Annotated in this window: 17 protein-coding genes; 16 read left to right on the top strand and 1 reads right to left on the bottom strand. The window is 47.4% G+C overall.

The window, feature by feature from the left end:
• Positions 1-10 precede the first annotated feature (10 nt).
• The 5 genes from uxaC to J0M30_08270 all read left to right on the top strand — a co-directional run bounded on the left by uxaC (position 11) and on the right by J0M30_08270 (position 5,034).
• Positions 11-1,432, top strand: a complete 1,422-nt coding sequence (gene uxaC, locus J0M30_08250) for a glucuronate isomerase (protein ID MBN8667482.1) — start codon at positions 11-13, stop codon at positions 1,430-1,432.
• A gap of 63 nt (positions 1,433-1,495) precedes the next feature.
• A complete protein-coding gene (locus J0M30_08255) occupies positions 1,496-2,521 on the top strand; it encodes a sugar kinase (GenBank protein ID MBN8667483.1) in 1,026 nt (341 codons plus the stop codon).
• Between the two features lie 21 nt (positions 2,522-2,542).
• Positions 2,543-2,992, top strand: a complete 450-nt coding sequence (locus J0M30_08260; GenBank protein MBN8667484.1) for a YhcH/YjgK/YiaL family protein — start codon at positions 2,543-2,545, stop codon at positions 2,990-2,992.
• Between the two features lie 17 nt (positions 2,993-3,009).
• A complete protein-coding gene (locus J0M30_08265) occupies positions 3,010-3,672 on the top strand; it encodes a bifunctional 4-hydroxy-2-oxoglutarate aldolase/2-dehydro-3-deoxy-phosphogluconate aldolase (protein ID MBN8667485.1) in 663 nt (220 codons plus the stop codon).
• 12 nt (positions 3,673-3,684) lie between these two features.
• The gene (locus tag J0M30_08270) at positions 3,685-5,034 is read left to right on the top strand and encodes an MFS transporter (GenBank protein MBN8667486.1); all 1,350 of its coding nucleotides are present in this window, start codon (positions 3,685-3,687) and stop codon (positions 5,032-5,034) included.
• Positions 5,035-5,314: 280 nt separating this feature from the next.
• Here J0M30_08270 and J0M30_08275 read toward each other — a convergent pair whose 3' ends face one another.
• Positions 5,315-6,868 (bottom strand): hypothetical protein, encoded by a 1,554-nt coding sequence (locus tag J0M30_08275; protein MBN8667487.1) that lies wholly within the window; start codon positions 6,866-6,868, stop codon positions 5,315-5,317.
• A gap of 193 nt (positions 6,869-7,061) precedes the next feature.
• Between J0M30_08275 and J0M30_08280 the strand changes: the two genes are divergently transcribed.
• From J0M30_08280 to gltB, 11 genes are all read left to right on the top strand, one after another.
• Positions 7,062-8,234: a 2-isopropylmalate synthase gene (locus J0M30_08280; protein ID MBN8667488.1), complete on the top strand. Its 1,173-nt coding sequence runs from the start codon at positions 7,062-7,064 to the stop codon at positions 8,232-8,234.
• A gap of 7 nt (positions 8,235-8,241) precedes the next feature.
• A complete protein-coding gene (gene leuC / locus J0M30_08285; GenBank protein MBN8667489.1) occupies positions 8,242-9,660 on the top strand; it encodes a 3-isopropylmalate dehydratase large subunit in 1,419 nt (472 codons plus the stop codon).
• Positions 9,661-9,759: 99 nt separating this feature from the next.
• Positions 9,760-10,356, top strand: coding sequence for a 3-isopropylmalate dehydratase small subunit (leuD, locus tag J0M30_08290; GenBank protein MBN8667490.1), 597 nt, complete (start codon positions 9,760-9,762; stop codon positions 10,354-10,356).
• Between the two features lie 9 nt (positions 10,357-10,365).
• Entirely contained in the window at positions 10,366-11,481 is a 1,116-nt protein-coding gene (gene leuB / locus J0M30_08295; GenBank protein MBN8667491.1) for a 3-isopropylmalate dehydrogenase, read from the top strand.
• Positions 11,482-11,699: 218 nt separating this feature from the next.
• Complete coding sequence (gene ilvD / locus J0M30_08300) at positions 11,700-13,385, top strand: dihydroxy-acid dehydratase (GenBank protein ID MBN8667492.1); 1,686 nt, start codon at positions 11,700-11,702, stop codon at positions 13,383-13,385.
• A 93-nt stretch (positions 13,386-13,478) separates the two neighbouring features.
• The gene (locus J0M30_08305; protein ID MBN8667493.1) at positions 13,479-13,973 is read left to right on the top strand and encodes a DinB family protein; all 495 of its coding nucleotides are present in this window, start codon (positions 13,479-13,481) and stop codon (positions 13,971-13,973) included.
• Between the two features lie 9 nt (positions 13,974-13,982).
• Complete coding sequence (gene ilvB, locus J0M30_08310; protein MBN8667494.1) at positions 13,983-15,731, top strand: biosynthetic-type acetolactate synthase large subunit; 1,749 nt, start codon at positions 13,983-13,985, stop codon at positions 15,729-15,731.
• Between the two features lie 98 nt (positions 15,732-15,829).
• Positions 15,830-16,420, top strand: a complete 591-nt coding sequence (gene ilvN / locus J0M30_08315) for an acetolactate synthase small subunit (GenBank protein MBN8667495.1) — start codon at positions 15,830-15,832, stop codon at positions 16,418-16,420.
• A 53-nt stretch (positions 16,421-16,473) separates the two neighbouring features.
• Positions 16,474-17,541, top strand: coding sequence for a ketol-acid reductoisomerase (gene ilvC, locus J0M30_08320; protein MBN8667496.1), 1,068 nt, complete (start codon positions 16,474-16,476; stop codon positions 17,539-17,541).
• Between the two features lie 193 nt (positions 17,542-17,734).
• On the top strand, positions 17,735-18,988 hold the full coding sequence (ilvA, locus tag J0M30_08325) for a threonine ammonia-lyase (protein ID MBN8667497.1): 1,254 nt from the start codon (positions 17,735-17,737) through the stop codon (positions 18,986-18,988).
• 124 nt (positions 18,989-19,112) lie between these two features.
• Positions 19,113-23,627 (top strand): glutamate synthase large subunit, encoded by a 4,515-nt coding sequence (gene gltB, locus J0M30_08330; GenBank protein MBN8667498.1) that lies wholly within the window; start codon positions 19,113-19,115, stop codon positions 23,625-23,627.
• Positions 23,628-23,637 lie beyond the last annotated feature (10 nt).

The raw sequence follows: 23,637 nt of genomic DNA on the forward strand, positions 1-23,637 counted from the left end.
ATGCAGTGCAATGAAACAGTTTTTAGGCGAGGATTTTCTCTTAAGCACAAGAACAGCACAGGAACTCTATCATGAATATGCGGCTCCCATGCCGATAATAGATTACCATAATCACCTGCCACCACAGGAAATGGCAGAAGATAAAAATGCAGAGAACATTACCCGGATTTGGTTGAACGGAGATCATTATAAATGGAGGGCCATGCGCGCCAACGGTGTGCCCGAAGAATTCATCACCGGCGACCGCTCCGATTGGGAGAAATTTGATAAATGGGCCCAAACAGTTCCGTACACCCTGCGTAACCCGCTATATCATTGGACACACCTTGAACTGAAACGATATTTTGATATTGATTTCATACTGGATGGCAGTAGCGCCGGCAATGTATATGAACATACAAAAGACCTGCTCCAGCAAAAGGAATACAGCATCCGGGGTCTGTTGGAAAGAATGAAGGTGCGGGTAGTCTGTACCACAGATGACCCCGTAGATGATCTACGGTACCATGACCAGATCAGTAAAGATGCCTGGGCGGTAAAAGTATTTCCCGCTTTTCGTCCCGATAAGGCCATGAATGTAGATACCCCGGAGGTATTCAACGGATACCTGTCACAATTGGAAAAGGCTGCTGACTGTTCTATCGGTCAGTTTAATGAGTATATCACAGCGCTTAAAAAGCGACATGATTATTTTGCCCAACATAATTGCCGGGTGAGTGACCATGGTCTCGAGCAGATCTACGCCGAAGAGTACACGGAAAAAGAAATCGAATCCATTTTTGCCAGGATCCGATCCGGTAAAATGCTTACACCCGAGGAGAACCGAAAATTCAAATCGGCCATGCTGGTCATATTTGCCGAATGGGATCACGAAAAAGGCTGGGTACAGCAATACCATCTGGGAGCCTTGCGCAACAATAATACCCGTATGTTGCGCAAACTGGGACCCGATACAGGATGGGACAGTATCGGAGATTTTTCACAATCACGTATGCTGGGTCGCTTTCTGGACAGACTTGACCAGCATGATCGCCTCGCTAAAACCATCATTTACAACCTCAATCCGGCCGACAATGAATTATTTGCGACCATGATTGGCAACTTTAATGATGGATCTGTTGCCGGAAAATTGCAATGGGGTTCGGCCTGGTGGTTCCTGGATCAAAAGGATGGGATGACAAAACAGCTCAATGCGTTGTCGAATATGGGATTGCTCAGTAAATTTATCGGCATGCTTACCGATTCAAGGAGTTTTCTTTCTTTTCCACGTCATGAATATTTCCGCCGTATCCTCTGCGACCTGTTGGGTACCGAAGTGGAGAATGGAGAATTGCCCAATGATATTCCCTGGATCGGAAAGATCGTGCAGGACATCTGTTATAACAACGCAAATACTTATTTCGGATTTACGGATTCCACAGATTCCATTTAATTCGTGAAATCTTTGTAATCAGCGTAATTCGTGTAATAATAATGAATACAAAAAGATAAAAAAATGTCTAAGAAAGTTGTTACCCTCGGCGAGATCATGCTTCGCCTTTCTACTCCCGATTTCAAACGGTTTGTACAAGCCGATACATTTGATGTGACCTATGGAGGCGGGGAAGCCAATGTGGCGGCCGCATTATGCAATTATGGTTTACAGGGAACTTTTGTAACCAAAGTGCCCAATAATCCGATAGGCCAGAGTGCGATCAATCATTTGCGCCGGTATGGGGTAGATACGCAATTCATCGCCCGAGGAGGGGATCGCCTGGGTATTTATTTTTTAGAAACGGGTGCCAGTATGCGAGCCTCACAGGTAGTATATGATCGCGCGGGTGCTTCAATTGCCGATGTGGATGCGACTGAATTTGATTTTGATAAGATTTTCGAAGGGGCCAGTTGGTTTCATACCACCGGTATTACCCCGGCATTAAGTGATAAAGCTGCGGCGCTTACGGAAGCTGCCCTCAAAGCTGCCCGTGCCAAAGGTATCACCACCTCGATCGATCTGAATTACCGCAAAAAATTATGGAGCAAGGAAAAAGCGCGTGAAGTAATGACCCGGCTTTGTCAATATGTTGATGTTTGTATCGGGAATGAAGAAGACGCCGATACCACCCTGGGCTTTACAGCTGGACATACCGACGTAACAAAAGGAGAACTCCACCTGGATGGATACAAGGATGTATTCCAGCAGATGAAGGCCAAATTCGGATTCAAGTTCATCGCTTCCTCTTTACGGGAAAGCCATAGCGCCAGTGACAATGGCTGGAGTGCCCTCGTGTATGATGGAACAGATTTTTACCATACCAAAAAATACAATGTCCGGATCGTTGACCGGGTAGGAAGCGGTGACAGCTTTGCCAGTGGCCTGATCTATGGACTGGTAACCGGTATGCCGATGAAAGATGCCGCTGAATTTGGCGTAGCCGCCAGTGCCATCAAACATACCATTCCGGGTGACCTGAACCATGCCACCCTGGCCGAGGTGAAGGACCTAATGAAAGGCGATGGCAGTGGAAGGGTACAACGTTAATGTATATTTTAAAAATGCAAAATGATCATTGATTCTTTAGCCAATGCGGCGAAATATGAAGGGCTTCATCCACTGTTTGCACAGGCTTTCAACTATATCCGGCATACACCACTGGCTACATCAGAGCCGGGGAAATCGGATATCGCCGAAGGGTTAAAGGCCATTCTCAGCCAGGCTCCGGGTAAGACCGAAGAAGCGAGTCTCGCCAAATTTGAATGTCACAATCAGCATATCGATATTCAATATTGTGTGAACGGGAAAGAGCGGATCGGGTGGAGACCTCGTGCTTCCTGTGTACAACCCAAAGGGGAATATGATGCCGATAAGGATGTATTGTTCTTTGCCGATAAACCCGATACTTTTTTCGAATTACAGGATGGGCAATTTGCCATTTTCTTCCCAGAGGATGTACATGCACCCATGATCGGGGAAGGAGAGATACGTAAACTGGTGATCAAAGTCAAGATCTGAATTTAACGACAATAACCATGAGTCAAGTTCAAAAGATAAGCACAGCCATTCGGGAGCAGGGGATACTCCCGCTCTATTTTAATAGTGATGAAACAGTAAGCCTCGAAGTGCTTCGCGCGCTCCACCGGGCAGGTATACGCGCCGTTGAGTACACCAACCGCGGAGCAGCTGCTTTGAGTAATTTCAGGAAGATGGTGGAACTCCGCAATGCTGAGATGAGTGGATTGTTATTAGGTGTCGGTACGATCAAAAACCTGGAACAGGCAAAAGCCTATCTTGCCGCCGGAGCCGATTTTCTGGTCAGCCCGGGTTTTGTTCCTGATGTAGCCGCTCATTGTGTGCAACAGGATGTTTTTTATGCCCCCGGTTGCATGACACCTACTGAAATCATTGCAGCAGAAAATGCAGGGATCGGTTTCATAAAACTGTTCCCGGGTAATATGCTCGGCCCGGAATTTTTATCGGGAATAAAGGATATCTTCCCACAGTTGCTTTTTATGCCAACAGGAGGAGTGGATACAACAAGGGAAAATATCGAAGGTTGGTTTAAAGCCGGGGTTTGTGCCGTGGGAATGGGAAGCAAATTGATCAGCAAAAAATTGATGGAGGCTAAAGATTATGCCACCATGGAAAAGGATACACGTCAGGTATTGGAATTGATCCAGTCGGTGAAAAAATAAAATTATTGCCATATGGGAAAGTACAGGTGGACGATCTGCGGATTGCTCTTTTTTGCTACAACCGTCAACTATCTGGATCGCCAGGTACTGAGTCTTTTACAACCCTATCTGGCAGGTAAATATCATTGGACCAATAACGACTACGGAAATATCACATCGGTGTTTCAATTCACCTATGCGTTATCCATGTTGGTCGCCGGTCGTATCGTAGATAAATTAGGAACAAAGAAAGGATATGCCTGGGCCATTGTGATCTGGTCAGCCGCAGCCGCGCTGCATGCACTGGCCATTCCAATAGGAGAGAAGATCACGGCTCTATTGGGATGGGCTGGTATAGCCGGTCTCTCTGTTTCTGTTGTAGGTTTCATGTTTTCCCGTGCCATCCTTGCTTTTGGCGAAGCCGGTAACTTTCCTGCCGCGATCAAAGCCACCGCCGAGTATTTTCCTAAGAAAGAAAGGTCATTTGCCACTGGTATTTTTAATTCAGGTGCCAATGTGGGCGCCATTCTTGCTCCACTGACCGTTCCCTGGATGCGGATCAATTGGGGATGGGAAGCCGCTTTCATTGTAATGGGCGCCACCGGGTTTCTGTGGTTAATTTTTTGGTGGACCTTCTACGAAAAACCGGAAAAACAGAAACGACTCTCCGCCGCAGAACTGGAATACATTCGCTCCGGAGAAGAGGAAGCGCCGCAATCAGCGACGCAGATCGCGGAAAAAGTATCCTGGGGAAAATTGCTTACCTATAAACAGACCTGGGCTTTTGCCTTTGGTAAATTCATGACCGATGGTGTGTGGTGGTTCTTTCTGTTCTGGTTACCCGCTTTCTTAAAAGCACAATATAATATTGTCGATACCGGTGTGATGCTCCCGCTGGCCGTTCTTTATACATTGGCCATGGTGGGAAGTATTTCAGGGGGATGGTTCCCTGTTTATTTTATCAAAAAGGGGCACGCTGTTTATGATGGCCGCATGAAGGCCATGCTGGTCATAGCCCTGTTTCCTCTTGTTATTCTATTGGCACAACCCTTTGGTTATATTTCTCACTGGGTGCCGGTACTTTTGATCGGTATCGGGGCATCTGCACACCAGGCCTGGAGCGCGAATATCTTTACTACCGTCTCGGATATGTTTCCCAAAAAAGCCATTGCCTCGGTGGTAGGTATTGGTGGTATGGCAGGTGGATTGGGAGGTGTGGTGATGTCCAAATTAGGCGGCAAATTATTTGATCATTATCAGGCACTCGGTCATATCAAAACCGGATATACCATCATGTTTACCATCTGCGCCGTTGCCTATCTGGTGGCCTGGGCTGTCATGAAGTCGTTGGTGCCGAAGTATAAGCCGATTACGGATTTGTAGGTTGCAGATGACGGAGGGCGGAGGGCGGATGACAGATGACGGATGTTGGATGTTGGATGTTGGATGTTGGTTGTTGGATGACGGATGACAGATGACAGAGGGCGGAGGGTTGCTGTGCGAGACCTCTGGTCTCGCACTTTTCTCCCGTCGCCTCTGGCGACAAAAATTAAAGTTATTAAAAAAAAATTGTTGTAATTCGAGTCGCCAGAGGCGACAAGACAATCGTGCGAGACCAGAGGTCTCGCACAGCAACACTCCGTCATCTGTCATCTGTCATCAGTCATCCAACATTCGTCCTCCTCTCCAAAAACTTCCTCCTTATCACAGCCTGCACCGGTTTTCGTTCAATCTTGCTTTCCAGCCAGGAAATGATGTCGAGATATTGGTAAGAGCGACGTGCATATTTATCCTTTGACACTTTCTCCAACCGATCGCGGAGATCAACGAATTGTTTTGTCAGGTCCTGCGGGCGACTGGTCAGCGAGCGGCGCAGGAACCTGAAAATTTCATCCTGTACTGCGTCAGTGTCTTCCATCTTGGATAAAAAGCGGTAAACCGATTTGATCAAATACTCCAATAGGTCAGTATTCCCCAGTTCGTAGTGGGCAATGAGATGAAGGATACGGGCAAAACATTGTATATCGGTGCGCAGGTGCCCCACTTTCAGGTTGATGATCTTGTTCAGGTAGCGAATCGCATTTTCATTGTCACCCGATCCAAAGTAGAGCGAGGCGATCTTGTAATAGAACACCATGTTCCGGTGCGTATCAATATAGGCCTGGTATCGCTTGAGTTGTGATTCGATTTCAGGGATCAGTTCAAGCCCTTTGGTAAAAGTGCCTTCCAGGAAATGCCAGTTGATCTTGGCGGTATAGAGGTACACAAAACTTTGGATCCGTAAGTTTTCATTCCAGTGCTCTGTTTCATCATAGAAATCTTCCAGGGCCTTTAACTCCTCATTCATTTTTGTATCATTCCCGATGATAAAGAGCGCGTTCAGCAGGTTGTGAACGGCTTTCAGGTACAGGAATGGGTCCTCTTTCTTTTCTTCCGGATGTTCTTCAAACAGCCGCACCCATTTATCCGCGTGCCGATAGTAGCGGGAGAAATCATACAGGATAAAATAATACCAGCAATACGCCTGGTGCAAATAGGCTTTGCCAAAGAAATTACTTTGCCGGGTATTGATCCCTTCAAGTTGTCTTTTGAAAAGTTCTTCTACTTCGCGCGCCTCTTTTTCATTTTTCACATGTCCTGTATCCAGGTAGACCCCATAGAGGAGGAGTGAGAGATTGGAGAGTTTCACCACTTCGGTGATCTTGTTCCCATAGTAAACGGTCTCTTCGATCAGGTTAGCGGCACGACCCTTCAGGCTTCTTGTGATATGTCTCGATTCGATCGATTTTTCAAATTGCAGGATCTCCAGTGTTAGAAGATAGTGGCCATTTTCTTTGGCCAGGGTCTTGGCCTTATCCAGCATCTTCAGGCTTTGCAGGATCAGCCCCCGGTTATACAGGATCTTGGCATAGTCGATCTGTTCGCGGATTTGAATATCGAGGTTCCGGTCACTATGCAATAACCGTAAGGCCGTTAATAATTCACCATATAAATGGGCTTTCAGATTGGCCAGTTGGGACCGTTTGATCGACCTCGCTTTTTTAAAGATCTGGTCCTCATTGTACTCCTTCATCCCATCCAAAACCTCGAATAACCGGATGAATTTGGCCCCCTCACTACCCCTGTTACGGGAGGTATAGAGGCGGAAATGGCGTTTTTCCACCTTATTCATCGATTTTATCAGCAAAAAGAGGTTATCGTTCGGTTGGTTAGGCATCGTAAATCAAAACGCTTGAAATTAGCCATGGGCAAGGGTTCCAGCCCAAAATGGGCCTGTTGGGAACCGGATGACCCCGGTAATTTGGACATAAATAATGGTTATTACAAATCTAAATTCGTTGACCGTACCCTGCGCAAAAACGGACTCCTTTTTTTGATACGAACGATTGTTTTTGAACCTTTTATTGAATATGGCCAATAACAAGATATACATTTTCGACACTACTCTCCGGGATGGGGAGCAGGTGCCCGGATGCAAACTCAACACTTCCGAAAAAGTAGAACTGGCCCTCGCCCTTGAAGCATTGGGGGTTGATATCATTGAAGCCGGTTTCCCCATTTCTTCGCCGGGTGATTTTGCCTCCGTGGAAGAGATCGCCAAAGTGATCACCACAGCACAGGTCTGCGGCCTGAGCCGGGCAGTAGAAAAAGATATAGAGACCGCCGGTATGGCGCTTAAGAAAGCCAAAAACCCGCGTATCCATACAGGGATTGGAACATCGGACCTGCACATCAAAGCCAAGTTCAATTCCAATCGCGAAGATATTCTCGAAAGAGCCAAACAATGTATCCGTTGGGCCCGTCGCTATACCGATAATATTGAATTCTATGCCGAAGATGCTGGTCGTACCGACAACGAATACCTGGCTCGTGTCATTGAAGCGGTGATCGCTGAAGGGGCCACCACGGTGAACATCCCGGATACCACCGGTTATTGTTTACCTCACCAATATGGAGAAAAGATCGCCTACCTGGTGAATAATGTACCGAATATTGACAAAGCCATCATCTCCTGTCATTGTCACAATGACCTGGGCCTGGCCACAGCCAATTCCATCGCCGGGGTGATCGCCGGTGCCCGCCAGATCGAGTGTACGATCAATGGCCTGGGTGAAAGGGCAGGGAATACATCACTTGAAGAAGTGGTCATGATCCTCAAACAACACCATTCCCTCGGTTTCTATACCAATGTGCAAACGCAGCAACTCAATCCCATGAGCCGCAAAGTTTCAGAAACGATGCGGATGCCGGTCCAGCCAAACAAAGCCATCGTGGGAAGCAATGCCTTTGCCCATTCATCCGGTATCCACCAGGATGGGTTCCTGAAAGAAGCGCTTACCTATGAGATCATCAACCCCGAAGAAGTTGGTGCGGATAGTTCCAAGATCGTATTGACCGCGCGAAGCGGCCGCTCAGCCCTTGCTTTCCGATTGCAGAAATTAGGGTTCCAATTCAACCGCAATGATGTGGATGTTTTGTATGATGAATTCCTGAAGGTTGCGGATGCCAAAAAAGAGGTTGAAGACACCGACCTGGAATCAATGGGTAAAAAATATCTCTCCACCAAAGCAGTTATTGCCTGATCACCCTATGGGAAAAACATTATTTGAAAAGATCTGGGAGAAACATGTGGTCAAACAGATCGCAGGAGGCCCGTCTGTTTTGTATATTGATAAACATTTTATCCATGAAGTTACCAGCCCGCAGGCTTTTAAAGGACTGGAAAAAAGAGGACTTCCCGTATTTCGTCCGCAACAGGTAGTGGCCACTGCTGATCATAACGTACCTACACTTGATCAACACCTTCCCATCAAAGAAGAATTGAGCCGCCTGCAGGTTGATGCCCTTATTAAAAACTGTGCCGCCCATGGCATCGAATTATATGGACTTGGCCATCGGTATCAGGGGATCGTCCATGTCATAGGCCCCGAATTGGGTTTTACTCAACCCGGGATGACCATTGTATGTGGTGATAGCCATACCTCCACCCACGGCGCCTTTGGTTCCATTGCCTTTGGTATTGGCACCAGCGAAGTGGAAATGGTGCTGGCCACTCAATGCCTTATGCAGTCCAAACCCAAACTCATGCGGATCAATATTGATGGGGAACTGCAAAATGGCGTAGTATCCAAAGATATCATCCTGTACATCATTGCGCAGATTTCAGCCAGCGGCGCTACTGGTTATGCTGTTGAGTATGCCGGTTCTGCCATCCGTAATCTTTCCATGGAGGCCCGCATGACCATCTGCAACATGAGTATTGAAATGGGGGCCCGTTGCGGCATGATCGCACCCGACCAAACCACATTTGACTATATCAAAGGCCGCCCCTTTGCACCAACCGGAGCCGCCTGGGAGAAAGCATTGACCTATTGGAAAACCCTAAAAAGTGAAGATGACGCTGTATTTGACATGGAGATCAATATCCAGGCCGAGGATATTGAACCCATGATCACCTATGGCACCAACCCCGGTATGGGTGTAGGCGTAAATGGTCACATTCCTGCTTTGCATGAGATCGAGCAGGGAGAACGACCCTCCTTTGAAAAATCATTGGCCTACATGGGTCTTCAACCGGGATCTGCCATCAAAGGGCAGAAGGTGGATTATGTTTTTATCGGAAGCTGTACCAATAGCCGTATCGAAGACCTGCGGCAGGTAGCTTCCTTTGTTAAAGGAAAAAGAAAAGCAGAAGAAGTCGAAGTGTGGATCGTTCCCGGTAGCAAGCAGGTAGAAGATCAGGCCCGCGAAGAAGGCATTGATAAAATTTTTGAAGAAGCCGGTTTTATCCTGCGTCAACCTGGTTGCAGCGCCTGTTTGGGCATGAACGAAGACAAGATCCCGGCCGGGAAATATTGCATCTCTACATCCAACCGGAATTTTGAAGGAAGACAAGGTCCCAATGCCCGCACCTTTCTTGCCAGCCCGCTGACCGCCGCATTGGCCGCTGTGACGGGAAGAGTGGGGGATGTGAGGGAAGTGCTGGAGGGATTAGCTGTTAGTAATTAGCTTTTAGCTTATAGTTCAAGGTTTATTGAGAATGTTTTTAACCCGTGAATAATAATATTTAAATAAAGAAGGTAATAGCACTTAAATAAAATCGCTCTAATGTCTCGCGAGATTACTACCATACGCTCCACCGCTGTTCCACTTCCGTTAGAGAATGTGGATACAGACCAGATCATACCGGCACGCTTTTTAAAGGCGACCAGTCGGGATGGGTTTGGAAAAAATTTATTTCGCGACTGGCGATATCTCCAGGATGATGAGCTGCAGCCTCGCCCTGATTTTGTATTGAACAACAAGGCCTGGTCTGGACGCATCTTAGTAACCGGAAAGAACTTTGGTTGTGGCTCCAGTCGCGAACATGCCGCCTGGGCCATCAAAGATTATGGTTTTGATGTAGTGATCAGCAGCTTTTTTGCCGACATATTCAAGAACAATGCGTTGAATAATTTTCTGTTGCCAGTAGTGGTGACCGAGCCATTTGCTCAAAAATTACTCGCCGCTATTACAGCCAATCCTGCTACACTGGTGGAAGTAGATTTACCCACACAGACGATCCGGATAGTAAGTACCGGAGAGCAGGAATCTTTTGCCATCAATGAGTATAAAAAGACCTGCCTGCTCAACGGGTATGATGATATTGATTATTTGTTGAACATGCGCAAGGAAATAGAACAATTCGAAACCCAGGAAAATTAAACATTGACCATGAAAAAGAAGATCGCGATTATTGAAGGTGACGGCATAGGCCCCGAAGTGACCCGTCAATCCGTCAAAGTATTGGATGCCATTGCCCACCAGTTCGGACACGAATTCAATTATGAATATTGCCTGATGGGTGCCGTAGCCATTGATCAGACCGGCGAACCCCTGCCCGACAAGACCATTGAAGTTTGTCTGGAAAGTGATGCCATATTGTTTGGCGCCATCGGTCATCCTAAGTATGACAATGACCCCTCTGCCAAAGTAAGACCCGAACAGGGGCTTTTGAAATTGCGTAAATCACTTCAGCTTTATGCCAATATTCGCCCTGTTACTACCTATAGTGTGCTTCATCATCTTTCTCCGCTCAAGCAGAAGAACCTGGAAGGGGTGGATTTTATCATCTTCCGCGAGCTGACCGGTGGTATTTATTTTGGAAAAAAGGAAGTGGATGCAGACGCTACCCGCGCCTTGGATGATTGTGTGTACACCCGCGATGAGATCGAACGGATCGCGCATCTGGCCTTTAAATCGGCCCAAAGCCGCCGGAGAAAACTTACACTCGTGGATAAAGCGAATGTGCTGGAGACCTCTCGTTTATGGAGAAAAGTAGTACGGGAAATGGCTGAAGAATATCCTGATGTACAAGTTGACTATCTGTTTGTGGACAATGCTGCGATGCAGATCATTGTCAACCCCAAACAGTTTGATGTGATACTGACAGAGAACATGTTTGGCGATATCATCAGCGATGAAGCCAGTGTGATCACCGGTTCATTGGGATTATTGCCTTCGGCGTCTATTGGAAAAGGCTCCTCTTTGTTCGAGCCCATCCATGGATCCTATCCACAGGCAGCGGGAAAAGACATTGCCAATCCGATTGGCTCGATTCTCTCCGCCGCCATGCTGCTTGATCATTTAAATATGAAGGAAGAAGCGGGACTGGTACGCCGCGCCGTAGAATGGACACTGCAACACGGTTTTGTGACAAAAGATATTGATCCGATGAACTGTTACAGCACATCTACCATTGGCGATCTGATCCATGATTTTATCGAAAACAGGGCGGCAAGTGATGTGAACAAGAATAATATCGTGCTAAGCAAGTCGACGATTATTTAAAATAGTTCTTTGTTATTTCATTAGGCGGACGTATATTCGTATACGATCAACCTTCTATGCGTTTGAATCAAATCAATACAGTAGTGAACTCCTTCCTCGCCATTATTATTGTGGTGGTGGTGATTATTCCTGTAACGCATGGAGGGGGATATGGTTTATAAAAATTAAGCAAACTAAATAAACAAAGCCCGCCTCCTCAAAAGGCGGGCTTTTCTTTTATGGCACATCTGAACAAATATTCAAAAACACTGACACAGGATCCGACGCAACCGGCTGCGCAGGCTATGTACTATGCGATCGGAATGAAGGAAAGTGATTTTGATAAGGCACAGGTAGGTATTGTCAGCATGGGCTGGGATGGTAACCCCTGTAATATGCACCTCAATGACCTGGCTACGACAGTAAGGGATGGTGTTAATGCCACAGAGGGATTGCTGGGTCTTCGCTTTTATACCATTGGGGTTAGTGATGGGATCAGCATGGGTACCGACGGCATGCGCTACAGCCTTGTGAGCCGCGACCTGATCGCTGATAGCATTGAAACCAATGCAGGCGCTCAATACTATGATGCCCTGATCGCCATACCCGGTTGTGATAAGAATATGCCAGGTTCACTCATTGCCATGGGAAGGTTGAACCGACCCTCCATCATGTTGTATGGTGGAACGATTGCTCCGGGACATTATAAAGGAGAAGACCTGAATATCGTGAGCGCTTTTGAAGCGTTGGGTAAAAAGATCGCCGGACAAATGGATGAAGCCGATTTCAAAGGGATCGTGCAACATGCCTGTCCGGGCGCAGGTGCCTGTGGAGGAATGTACACTGCAAACACCATGGCCAGTGCTATTGAGGCATTGGGCATGAGTTTACCTTATTCCTCTTCCAATCCAGCCCTCAGTACCGACAAGCAAAATGAATGTGCGGCTGTTGGTAAAGCGATCAAGGTTTTATTGGAGAACGACATCAAGCCAAGGGATATCATGACGCGCAAGGCCTTTGAAAATGCCATTACGGTCATCATGGTATTGGGGGGAAGTACGAATGCTGTACTGCACCTGATCGCCATGGCAAAAAGTGTGGGTGTTTCACTTACACAGGATGATTTTCAGCAGATCAGCAACAAGGTTCCCGTATTGGCCGATTTCAAACCCAGTGGGAAATATTTGATGCAGGACCTTCATCAGTTTGGTGGTGTTCCGGCTGTTATGAAATACCTGTTAAAAAAGGGGCTGCTCCATGGGGATTGTATCACCGTTACCGGAAAGACCGTTGCTGAGAACCTCGCCGAAGCACCAGACCTGGATTTTGACCAGCAAAAGATCATTCAACCGCTTGAATCACCGCTGAAGAAAACAGGGCATTTACAAATATTATATGGAAACCTCGCTGAGAAAGGCAGTGTAGCCAAGATATCTGGAAAAGAAGGCGAACGGTTTGAAGGCACCGCCCGTGTATTCGATGGAGAACAGGAAGTGATCAAAGGGATTTCAGAGGGCCGTGTCCATGCCGGTGATGTAGTAGTGATCCGGAATATCGGGCCAAAGGGAGCTCCCGGCATGCCAGAGATGCTCAAGCCGACCGGTGCTATTATCGGAGCCGGATTGGGAAAATCAGTTGCCCTCATTACAGATGGCCGCTTTAGTGGTGGGACACATGGATTTGTTGTGGGACATATCACCCCGGAAGCTTTTGAAGGTGGATTGATCGCGTTTGTTAAAGACAATGACATCATCGAAATAGATGCGGTGCATAACAAGCTTACACTAAAAGTAAGCGAGCAAGAAATTGCAGAAAGAAAAAAAGCATGGAAGAAGCCGGCACCAAAAGCAACCAGCGGTGTGTTGTATAAATATGCCAAACAGGTAAAAGATGCTTCGGAAGGATGTGTGACGGATGAGGCGTGAAACGTGAGGCGTGAGATGTTCTTAGAAAAAACTAAAAGCTAATAGCTATTAGCTATTAGCATGCATTTTAAAGACAGCTATAAACTGAAGTAAATGACCAAACAATATTTCATCGAAATCGCATCCTACAACATCTGGGCGAATGATATCGTCATCGGGTGGTTGGAGAAGATTTCGGAGGAGCAATGGAACCAACCCATTGTCAGCAGTTTTGGGAATATCGGGGCAACCGTATTGCATATTGCAGGGGCGGAGAAAGTGTGGTTAGACCGGTTTGAGAAAGTGGAATCACCTGTCTGGCTCCCGAATGTGTACAAAGGAGGAAAGGAAGAACTGATTGGAATATGGAAAAAAGCATCTGCCGATCTGAAGAACCGCATGGAAACTTTTGATGAAAAGATGTTAGCCGAGACCTTGCGTTTAAAAAGGTTGAATGGGGAATGGAATGAGGTACCCTATTTCGCAGCCTTCGCGCATATTTTTAACCATTCCACTTTTCATCGCGGGCAGATCGTGACCATGCTCAGGCAGGCAGGATTTACCGGGGTGTCATCGACTGATATGTTGGGTTATTTTAGAAAATCATAAACTCCAGTTATGGAAACGCTCACACAGGAAAAGGAAAAGGCTGCGGCCATCACCACAGAAAAGATAAGCGGTAGTGAAGCCGTGATGCGCGCCTTGATAGCGGAAAACGTCACCACGATATTTGGCTATCCCGGAGGCGCGATCATGCCGATCTATGATGCCTTGTACGATCATCATGATAAATTGACGCATATCCTGGTCAGACATGAACAAGGTGCTATCCACGCTGCCCAGGGATTTGCCCGTGCATCGGGGAAAGTGGGTACAGTGTTCGCCACCAGCGGACCTGGTGCCACCAATCTGGTTACAGGTCTTGCCGACGCCATGATTGACAGCACACCTGTGGTCTGTATCACCGGTCAGGTCTTTGCCCACCTGTTAGGTACCGATGCGTTTCAGGAAACGGATGTGATCAACATTACCACACCGGTGACAAAATGGAACTATCAGGTAACAGATGCCTGTGAGATACCGGGTGTTTTGGCCAAAGCCTATTATATCGCCGGCAGTGGACGGCCCGGGCCTGTATTGATCGATATTACCAAGAATGCACAACTACAGGCATTTGACTATGAAGGGTATAAGAAATGTGACCATATCCGCAGCTATCGTCCCAAGCCCATCGTTCGCAAACAATTTGTGGAAGAAGCCGCCCGCCTGATCAATGAAGCCGAAAGACCCTTCGTGATCTTTGGACAGGGTGTCATTCTGGGTAAAGCAGAAAATGAATTCAAACGATTCATTGAAAAGGCTGGTATACCTGCAGCCTGGACAATCATGGGTATGGGGGCCATTCCCACCGACCACCCATTGGCCATGGGAATGCTGGGTATGCATGGAAATTATGGTCCTAATGTACTCACGAATGAATGTGATGTGTTGATCGCGGTGGGCATGCGTTTTGATGACCGTGTGACCGGACGGTTAGACAAATATGCCAAACAAGCCAAAGTGATTCACCTGGATATTGACCCGGCTGAGATCGATAAGAATGTCAAATCCACCGTTCCGGTCTGGGGTGATTGTAAGGAAACCCTTCCCATGCTGACGGAGAAAATCACCCAGAAATTGTATCCCCAATGGGTGGAACGTTTTCATACGTACCGGAAAAAAGAAGAAGAAAAGGTCATTCAGCCTGAACTGCACCCCTCCGGAGATATTCTTAGCATGGGAGAGGTGATCAATCAACTCAACCTCCTCACGGGCGGCAACGCGATCATCGTAACAGATGTAGGCCAGCACCAGATGGTGGCCTGTCGCTATGCAAAAATGAACCAGAGCAAAAGCAATATCACCAGTGGGGGATTGGGTACCATGGGGTACGCGCTGCCTGCGGCGATCGGCGCTGCCTATGGCGATCCCAGTCGTACCACAGTGGCGATCATCGGAGATGGGGGTTTTCAAATGACCATTCAGGAGTTGGGTACCATCATGCAGTTTAAACCCAATGTAAAGATCATCATCCTCAATAATAATTTCCTGGGAATGGTGAGACAATGGCAGCAACTCTTTCACGAAAGACGCTACTCCTTTGTAGATATTCAAAGTCCGGATTTTGTACAAGTCGCCAAAGGTTTTGGAATCGAAGGACGATCGATCTGTAAACGTGAAGACCTTAACGCCGCGCTCAAAACCATGCTGGATCACCCGCAGAGTTATCTGCTGGAGGTTATGGTTGGAAAGGAAAATAATGTATTCCCGATGGTGCCACAGGGAAGAGGGGTGGCTGAGATTGTATTGTCGAAAGAGGAAGTGTAATTGGGGATGACAGATTACAGATGACTGATGACAGGTGTTAGTTAAAAACCATCAACCAACAACCAACATCCAACATCCAACAACAAAAAGTAACTAAAATGACCAAACAAGAATACACCATCACCGTCTACACGGAAAACCAGGTCGGTCTGCTCAACCGCATCGCGATCATTTTTTCGCGCCGGAAGATCAATGTGGAAAGCCTGAACACCTCGCCCAGCGAAGTGGATTCCGTTCACCGTTTCACGATTGTTATTAATGAAACGGAAGAGGTAGTGCGCAAACTCTGCCGCCAGATCGAAAAGCAAGTGGAAGTGCTAAAAGCCTATTATAACACCAATGATGAGATCGTGTGGCAGGAACTGGCCTTATATAAAGTGCCCACCGAAGTGATCGCCGAAGAGGTGAAAGTGGAAAGACTCCTGCGCGAACATGGAGCGAAGGCCGTAGTGATCCGTAAAGATTATACGGTATTTGAAGTGGCTGGTCACCGCGAAGAGACCGACAAACTCATAAAAGTACTTGAGCCCTATGGCCTGATCGAATTTGTACGGAGTGCCAGAGTGGCTATTATTAAAGCCAGCGATGGCTTTCACAATAAACTCAAGGAATTTGAATACCGTGAGCCCAGTGAACAGATAGTGGAGAATGAGTATTTGGATAGAAATGAGGAGGTGTTTACGATGTAGGAAAATTTAGCTAATAGCTTGTATCAAATTTCAAATCATAAAAAACCAACAATATGGCACAATTGAACTTCGGCGGCGTACTCGAAAATGTGGTCACCCGCGAAGAATTTCCCCTGGCAAAAGCACAGGAGGTATTAAAGAATGAAACAGTGGCAGTGATCGGCTATGGCGTACAAGGTCCCGGTCAGGCGCTTAATCAACGCGATAATGGCATTAATGTCATTATCGGCCAGAGAAAGAATTCAAAAACCTGGGATAAGGCCATTAAAGATGGTTTTGTTCCTGGTGAAACGCTTTTTGAGATCGAAGAGGCCCTGCAGAAAGGCACCATCATTTGTTATCTTCTCAGCGATGCGGCACAGATCGAACTCTGGCCAACAGTAAAAAAATATCTCACGCCTGGTAAAGCCTTGTATTTTTCCCATGGCTTTGGCGTCACCTTTAATGAGCAAACCGGTATTGTGCCTCCCAAAGATGTGGATGTATTCCTGGTAGCACCTAAAGGAAGCGGTACTTCCCTTCGCCGGATGTTCTTGCAGGGACGTGGATTGAATAGCAGTTATGCCATCTTTCAGGATGCAACCGGCAATGCCTGGAATCGTGTGATCGCCTTAGGCATCGCCGTTGGTAGTGGTTATCTTTTTGAAACGGATTTCAGAAAAGAAGTATATAGCGACCTGACCGGTGAAAGGGGTACGCTGATGGGAGCTATTCAGGGCATCTTCGCTGCACAATATCAGGTATTGCGCGATAAAGGACATACCCCCTCGGAGGCATTCAACGAAACTGTTGAAGAATTGACCCAGTCCCTGATGCCCCTGGTAGCAGAGAATGGAATGGATTGGATGTATGCCAACTGTTCTACCACCGCACAGCGCGGGGCGCTTGACTGGTGGAAGAAATTCCGGGACGCCACGGCACCTGTATTCAAAGAATTGTATGAAAGTGTAGCATCAGGAAAAGAATCCCAACGCTCGATTGATTCCAACTCTCAACCCGATTACCGCGAAAAGCTTGAGCAGGAACTCAAGGAGCTCCGCGAAAGCGAAATGTGGCAGGCAGGTAAAACTGTTCGGTCACTCCGTCCGGAGAATCAGCCGGAGACAGTGGGGGTGGAGTGAGTGGGGAATCGTGAGACGTGAGACGTGAGTCGTGAGATGTGAGTCGTGAGTCGTGAGATGTGAGATGTGAGATGTGAATCGTGAGAATAAATATCATTAAAATAGTAAAATAGGAAAGTTACAACTCACGATTCACGTCTCACGTCTCACGACTCACCTCTCAGCAGAAAACATAACAAACAGAATTTTCAACATGAACAACAACCTCACAGCCTTTCCGCTTGAATTTCACAAAGCCTCCCTGCGGTTGCGCAAGGTCGTTTCGCATACGCCCTTGCAGCGAAGCGCTAATCTATCGAAGCGCTATGGGTGCAATGTGTATCTCAAGCGGGAGGACCTGCAGGTTGTACGATCCTATAAACTACGGGGTGCGTACAACATGATCAGCAGTCTGCCTCCTGAGCAATTGGCCAAGGGGGTTGTTTGTGCCAGTGCAGGCAATCATGCACAGGGATTTGCCTATTCCTGTCGGGTACTGAACATCAAAGGGGTTGTATTCATGCCGATCATCACTCCCAATCAAAAGGTTTCGCAAACCAAGATGCACGGGGAAGACAGTATTGAAGTTCGTCTGGTTGGAGATACCTACGATGATTGTGCAGTGGCCGCGAAGAAATTCACGCAGGAGCATGGCATGACCTATATTCCTCCTTTTGATGATCTCAAGATCATTGAAGGACAGGCCACGGTGGGGCAGGAAATATTAGAAGACCTCAGTGGCGTGGATTTTTTATTTGTGCCGGTGGGAGGTGGTGGACTTTGCGCCGGGGCAGGGTCATACTTTAAAACCTATTCTCCCCAGACAAAGATCATTGGTCTTGAACCGGAAGGGGCCCCTTCCATGACCAGGGCGCTTGAAGCCGGTCACCCCGTTACACTGGATAGTATTGATAGTTTTGTCGATGGCGCCGCCGTGAAACGGGTGGGAGAGTTGACATTTCCGCTTTGTAAAGACGTACTCAGTGATATGAGCCTGGTTCCCGAAGGGAAGATATGCTCCACCATTCTTAAGTTGTACAATGAGGATGCCATCGTGGTAGAACCTGCCGGGGCATTGAGTATCGCTGCCCTCGACGATTATGCCGAGGTCATCAAAGGCAAGAATGTTGTGTGTGTCATTAGTGGAAGCAATAATGATATTGACAGAATGCAGGAAATCAAAGAGAGAAGTCTGCAGTATGAAGGGTTGAAGCACTATTTCCTCATCCGGTTTGCTCAACGACCCGGCGCCCTGAAGGAATTTGTCAACCATGTACTTGGCCCGGGAGATGATATTACACGGTTTGAATACATGCAAAAGCACAATAAGGAAACCGGTCCCGCCCTGGTTGGTATCGAACTGCGCAACCGGGAAGACTATGATATCCTGCTTGCCAATATGAAGAAATATCATATCAACTATACCGAGTTGAATAAGAACGATAACCTCACCGGGTATCTCGTGTAGTGTGGAGGGGGTGTTGGTAAGATGACCGCCTGGATAAACAGGTGTTAGTTGATTTTTTGGCTATTTTTCATGGCTGCCATACTGTTTGTTGTCAATAATTAATAATCAATAATTGAATGCCAAGATGAGCAGTGTACAGGGACTATACGATCCTTCCTTTGAACGCGATGCGTGTGGAATTGGATTTGTGGCCAATATCAAAGGGCATAAATCCCATAAACATGTATCGGATGCGTTGACCATTCTGGAGAACATGGAACACCGTGGTGCCTGTGGCTGTGAAGAGAATACCGGTGACGGTGCCGGGATCATGATCCAAACCCCACATGAATTCTTCTTTGACGAATGTGTGAAATTGGGTATACATCTTCCCGCCTTTGGAAAATATGGGGTCGGGATGATCTTCTTCCCCAAAGAGATCCGCCTGCGGGAGGAATGTCGCGAAATCTTTAACAGCGCTGCAGAAAAACTTGGTCTCGAAATACTCACCTACCGGAAAGTACCTGTCAACCCTGCCGGGATCGGACCCAGCGCACTGCATGTAGAACCTGTTATTGAACAGGTCTTTATCGCCGCACCGGATCATATCACTAATCCGGATGATTTTGAACGTAAATTATTTGTCCTGCGCAAATATGCAACACATCTGGTCAATAACTCAGTAAAGAAAGATGAGATCGGATTCTATGTTGCTTCCCTATCCTATAAGATCGTTGTTTATAAAGGTCAGCTGACCAGTCATCAGGTAAGGCAATATTTCCCCGATCTCAGCAATAAGCGGTTGGTAAGTGCCTTTGGCCTGGTCCACTCCCGCTTTGCCACCAATACATTTCCCTCCTGGCGGTTGGCCCAGCCATTCCGCTTTATTGCACATAACGGAGAGATCAATACACTTCAGGGTAATCTCAACTGGCTCCGTTCCAGCGAACATGGTTTCGCGTCAAAATATTTCAGCCAGGAAGAGATGGACATGTTATTGCCCATTGTGTCCAACAACCAATCCGACAGCGCCTGTCTGGATAATATGATCGAACTCCTCATTATGACGGGACGTTCACTCCCGCATGTGATGATGATGCTTATCCCCGAGGCATGGGATGGCAATGAAGACATGGATCCGGTGCGTAAAGCATTTTATGAATACCATGCCTCCATGATGGAACCCTGGGACGGCCCGGCTTCCATATCCTTTACCGATGGAAAGATCATTGGCGCCACCCTCGACCGAAACGGACTTCGTCCTTCCCGCTATTGTGTCACTACGGATGACCGTGTCATTATGGCCAGTGAAACAGGCGCTTTACCGGTGGATCCTTCGATCGTTAAAGAAAAAGGAAGGCTGCAGCCCGGTAAAATGTTTGTCGTAGATATGGAACAAGGCCGTATCATCAGCGACGAAGAATTGAAAAGAGATATCTGCTCGCGTAAACCTTATGGCGAGTGGTTGAATAAATACAAGATCAGACTGGAAGAGTTACCTGAACCACGGGTATCTTTTACTCACCTGGGACATGACCAGATTTTCAAATACCACAAAGCCTTTGGGTATTCAATAGAAGACCTGGAAACGATCATTGCTCCTATGGCCATGGAAGGAAAGGAGCCGATCGGTTCCATGGGTACCGATGTGCCACTGGCGGTATTGAGCGACCAACCTCAACATCTCTCTTCTTATTTTAAACAGTTATTTGCCCAGGTTACCAATCCCCCGATCGATCCGATCCGGGAACGAATGGTCATGTCATTGGCCACCTTTGTGGGAAATATTTCCAATTTATTGGAAGAAAGCCCCATGGCCTGTCATACCGTGGCCCTCAAGCACCCGATCCTGACCAATCATGAATTGGAAAAGATCCGGAGCATTGATACCGGAATTTTCCAGGCAAAAACTCTGCAAACTTATTTCCGGGCCGATGGAAAACCCGGTTCACTCAAAGCCGGATTGGACAGGCTCTGCCGCTATGCGGTTGATGCGGCCGAAGACGGATTTGAAGTACTGATTCTTACAGATCGTGCGATCGATTCGGATCACGCACCCATACCCACCTTACTTGCCGCCGCAGCAGTTCACCACCACCTTATACGGAAAGGGCTGCGTGGTCAGGTTGGTATCGTTGTAGAAGCCGGGGATGTATGGGAGGTCCATCATTTCGCCTGTCTGATTGGTTTTGGTACAACGGCGATCAACCCCTATCTCGCTCTTTCGTCCATCCGCGCCATGAAGGATAGCGGAAGGATGCAGACCGATCTGAGTGAAGAACAACTCAAGAAGAATTATATAAAAGCGGTGAATGAAGGTTTGCTCAAGGTATTTTCCAAAATGGGTATATCTACATTGCAATCCTACCAGGGGGCTCAGATTTTTGAGATCATTGGCTTAAACCATTCTGTCGTTGATAAATATTTCACCGGGGCTACTTCCCGTATCGAAGGAATGGGACTGGATGAGATCGCCAAGGAAACCCTGGCCAAACATGATTTTGCCTTTCGCAAACGCGAAGCACCCATCAATCGGTTGACCGTTGGCGGAGTCTATCAATGGAAACAGAGAGGGGAATTTCATCTGTTTAATCCGCAGACCATTCACCTGTTGCAACACGCCACACGGATGAATGACTATAATACGTTTAAAAAATATTCCAAGCTTGTTAATGATCAAAGTCAAAAGGCCGCAACCCTGCGAAGCTTGTTGGAATTTAACCATACGCGTCCATCCATTCCTATAGATGAAGTGGAACCCGCCGAATCCATTTTTAAACGGTTCGCCACAGGTGCCATGAGCTTTGGCTCAATTTCCTGGGAGGCACATACTACCCTTGCCATTGCGATGAACCGTATCGGGGCAAAGAGCAATACCGGGGAAGGGGGTGAGGATGAGTCAAGATATATCCCTATGGCCAATGGCGATTCCATGCGGAGCGCGATCAAGCAGGTGGCCTCAGCCAGGTTTGGTGTAACCAGCTATTACCTGACGGAAGCAGATGAGCTGCAGATCAAAATGGCACAAGGGGCAAAACCAGGTGAAGGTGGTCAGTTACCCGGACATAAAGTGGATGACTGGATCGGAAAGACCCGTCATGCTACACCCGGTGTGGGTTTGATCTCCCCGCCACCCCATCACGATATTTATTCCATTGAAGACCTGGCACAGTTGATATTTGATCTCAAGAATGCTAACCGGGCCGCACGCATCAATGTAAAATTGGTTTCCAAGGCTGGAGTTGGGACAATTGCTGCCGGTGTGGCTAAAGCCAAGGCCGATGTGATCCTTATTTCAGGACACGATGGCGGAACAGGTGCTTCGCCCTTAAGTTCAATTAAACATGCCGGACTCCCCTGGGAATTGGGATTGGCTGAAACCCATCAGACCCTGGTCAAGAACCGCCTGCGTAGTCGCGTGGTGGTACAGGCTGACGGACAAATGAAGACCGGTCGCGATATTGCCATTGCTGCACTCCTCGGTGCGGAGGAATGGGGAGTAGCTACCGCCGCTCTGGTGGTAGAAGGTTGTATCATGATGCGTAAATGCCATCTGAATACCTGTCCGATCGGCGTCGCTACGCAGGACCCCGAATTAAGAAAACGCTTTTCCGGTGATCCGGATCATGTGGTGAACTTCTTCCGGTTCATGGTACAGGAATTACGCGAGATTATGGCGGAACTTGGATTCAGGTCCATCAATGAAATGGTTGGACAGGTAAGCAACCTGAAGGTGAGAGAAGGTATCGATCATTGGAAATTCAAGAACCTTGATCTCTCGCCTATTTTATACCACCAACCCGAAGCGGCGTATACCACCTTGTACAAGACAGAAGAGCAGGATCATGGTATTGCCCAGGTATTGGATTGGAAATTGCTCCAGGCTGCCCAGCCCGCACTGGAAAATCAGCAACGGATACAAGCTTCATTTCCCATTGTCAATACCGATCGTACGGCAGGAACCATTCTCTCCAATGAAATAACCAAACGCTATAAGGCCGATGGGCTTCCGGATGACACCATTCATTTCACCTTTACCGGAACAGCCGGACAAAGTTTTGGCGCCTTTAATACAAAAGGGGTGACCCTTGAACTCGAAGGCGATGCCAATGATTATTTTGGCAAGGGGCTTAGTGGGGCCAGACTGATCATTTATCCTTCCCGGCAAGCCAGTTTTGTCCCCGAAGAAAATATCATCATTGGCAACGTGGCCTTTTATGGGGCTACAAGTGGTGAAGCTTTTATTCGGGGAAAAGCAGGGGAGCGGTTTGCGGTGCGTAATTCCGGTGCCTGTGTTGTTGTAGAGGGAACCGGTGATCATGGATGTGAATACATGACCGGAGGTACCGTGGTTGTATTGGGTGAAACGGGTCGGAATTTTGGGGCAGGAATGAGCGGAGGTGTGGCCTTTGTGTATAATGCCTCAGGCTCCTTTGCGAGTCGTTGCAATACGGAGATGATCGATCTTGACCCCGTTCAAGCCGAAGATGCCCCGGTGCTGCATGACCTTATTACCCGTCATTATGCTTATACGGGAAGCACAGTAGCCCGTTTTATACTGGATGATTTCGAAAACCAACTCGGGCAGTTTGTCAAAGTATTTCCAAAGGATTATAAAAAGGTACTCCATGCGAGGGAAAAGCAGGGGTCATATAAATAATTGAAATAAG

This window comes from Chitinophagales bacterium (assembly GCA_017303415.1).
Taxonomy (GTDB): domain Bacteria; phylum Bacteroidota; class Bacteroidia; order Chitinophagales; family Chitinophagaceae; genus SpSt-398.

What these genes read in the sequence shown, in the direction of transcription:
- uxaC (MBN8667482.1), top strand. Translation starts at nt 11, where the DNA reads ATGAAACAGTTTTTAGGCGAGGATTTTCTCTTAAGCACAAGAACAGCA.
- J0M30_08255 (MBN8667483.1), top strand. Translation starts at nt 1,496, where the DNA reads ATGTCTAAGAAAGTTGTTACCCTCGGCGAGATCATGCTTCGCCTTTCT.
- J0M30_08260 (MBN8667484.1), top strand. Translation starts at nt 2,543, where the DNA reads ATGATCATTGATTCTTTAGCCAATGCGGCGAAATATGAAGGGCTTCAT.
- J0M30_08265 (MBN8667485.1), top strand. Translation starts at nt 3,010, where the DNA reads ATGAGTCAAGTTCAAAAGATAAGCACAGCCATTCGGGAGCAGGGGATA.
- J0M30_08270 (MBN8667486.1), top strand. Translation starts at nt 3,685, where the DNA reads ATGGGAAAGTACAGGTGGACGATCTGCGGATTGCTCTTTTTTGCTACA.
- J0M30_08275 (MBN8667487.1), bottom strand. Translation starts at nt 6,868, where the DNA reads ATGCCTAACCAACCGAACGATAACCTCTTTTTGCTGATAAAATCGATG.
- J0M30_08280 (MBN8667488.1), top strand. Translation starts at nt 7,062, where the DNA reads ATGGCCAATAACAAGATATACATTTTCGACACTACTCTCCGGGATGGG.
- leuC (MBN8667489.1), top strand. Translation starts at nt 8,242, where the DNA reads ATGGGAAAAACATTATTTGAAAAGATCTGGGAGAAACATGTGGTCAAA.
- leuD (MBN8667490.1), top strand. Translation starts at nt 9,760, where the DNA reads ATGTCTCGCGAGATTACTACCATACGCTCCACCGCTGTTCCACTTCCG.
- leuB (MBN8667491.1), top strand. Translation starts at nt 10,366, where the DNA reads ATGAAAAAGAAGATCGCGATTATTGAAGGTGACGGCATAGGCCCCGAA.
- ilvD (MBN8667492.1), top strand. Translation starts at nt 11,700, where the DNA reads ATGGCACATCTGAACAAATATTCAAAAACACTGACACAGGATCCGACG.
- J0M30_08305 (MBN8667493.1), top strand. Translation starts at nt 13,479, where the DNA reads ATGACCAAACAATATTTCATCGAAATCGCATCCTACAACATCTGGGCG.
- ilvB (MBN8667494.1), top strand. Translation starts at nt 13,983, where the DNA reads ATGGAAACGCTCACACAGGAAAAGGAAAAGGCTGCGGCCATCACCACA.
- ilvN (MBN8667495.1), top strand. Translation starts at nt 15,830, where the DNA reads ATGACCAAACAAGAATACACCATCACCGTCTACACGGAAAACCAGGTC.
- ilvC (MBN8667496.1), top strand. Translation starts at nt 16,474, where the DNA reads ATGGCACAATTGAACTTCGGCGGCGTACTCGAAAATGTGGTCACCCGC.
- ilvA (MBN8667497.1), top strand. Translation starts at nt 17,735, where the DNA reads ATGAACAACAACCTCACAGCCTTTCCGCTTGAATTTCACAAAGCCTCC.
- gltB (MBN8667498.1), top strand. Translation starts at nt 19,113, where the DNA reads ATGAGCAGTGTACAGGGACTATACGATCCTTCCTTTGAACGCGATGCG.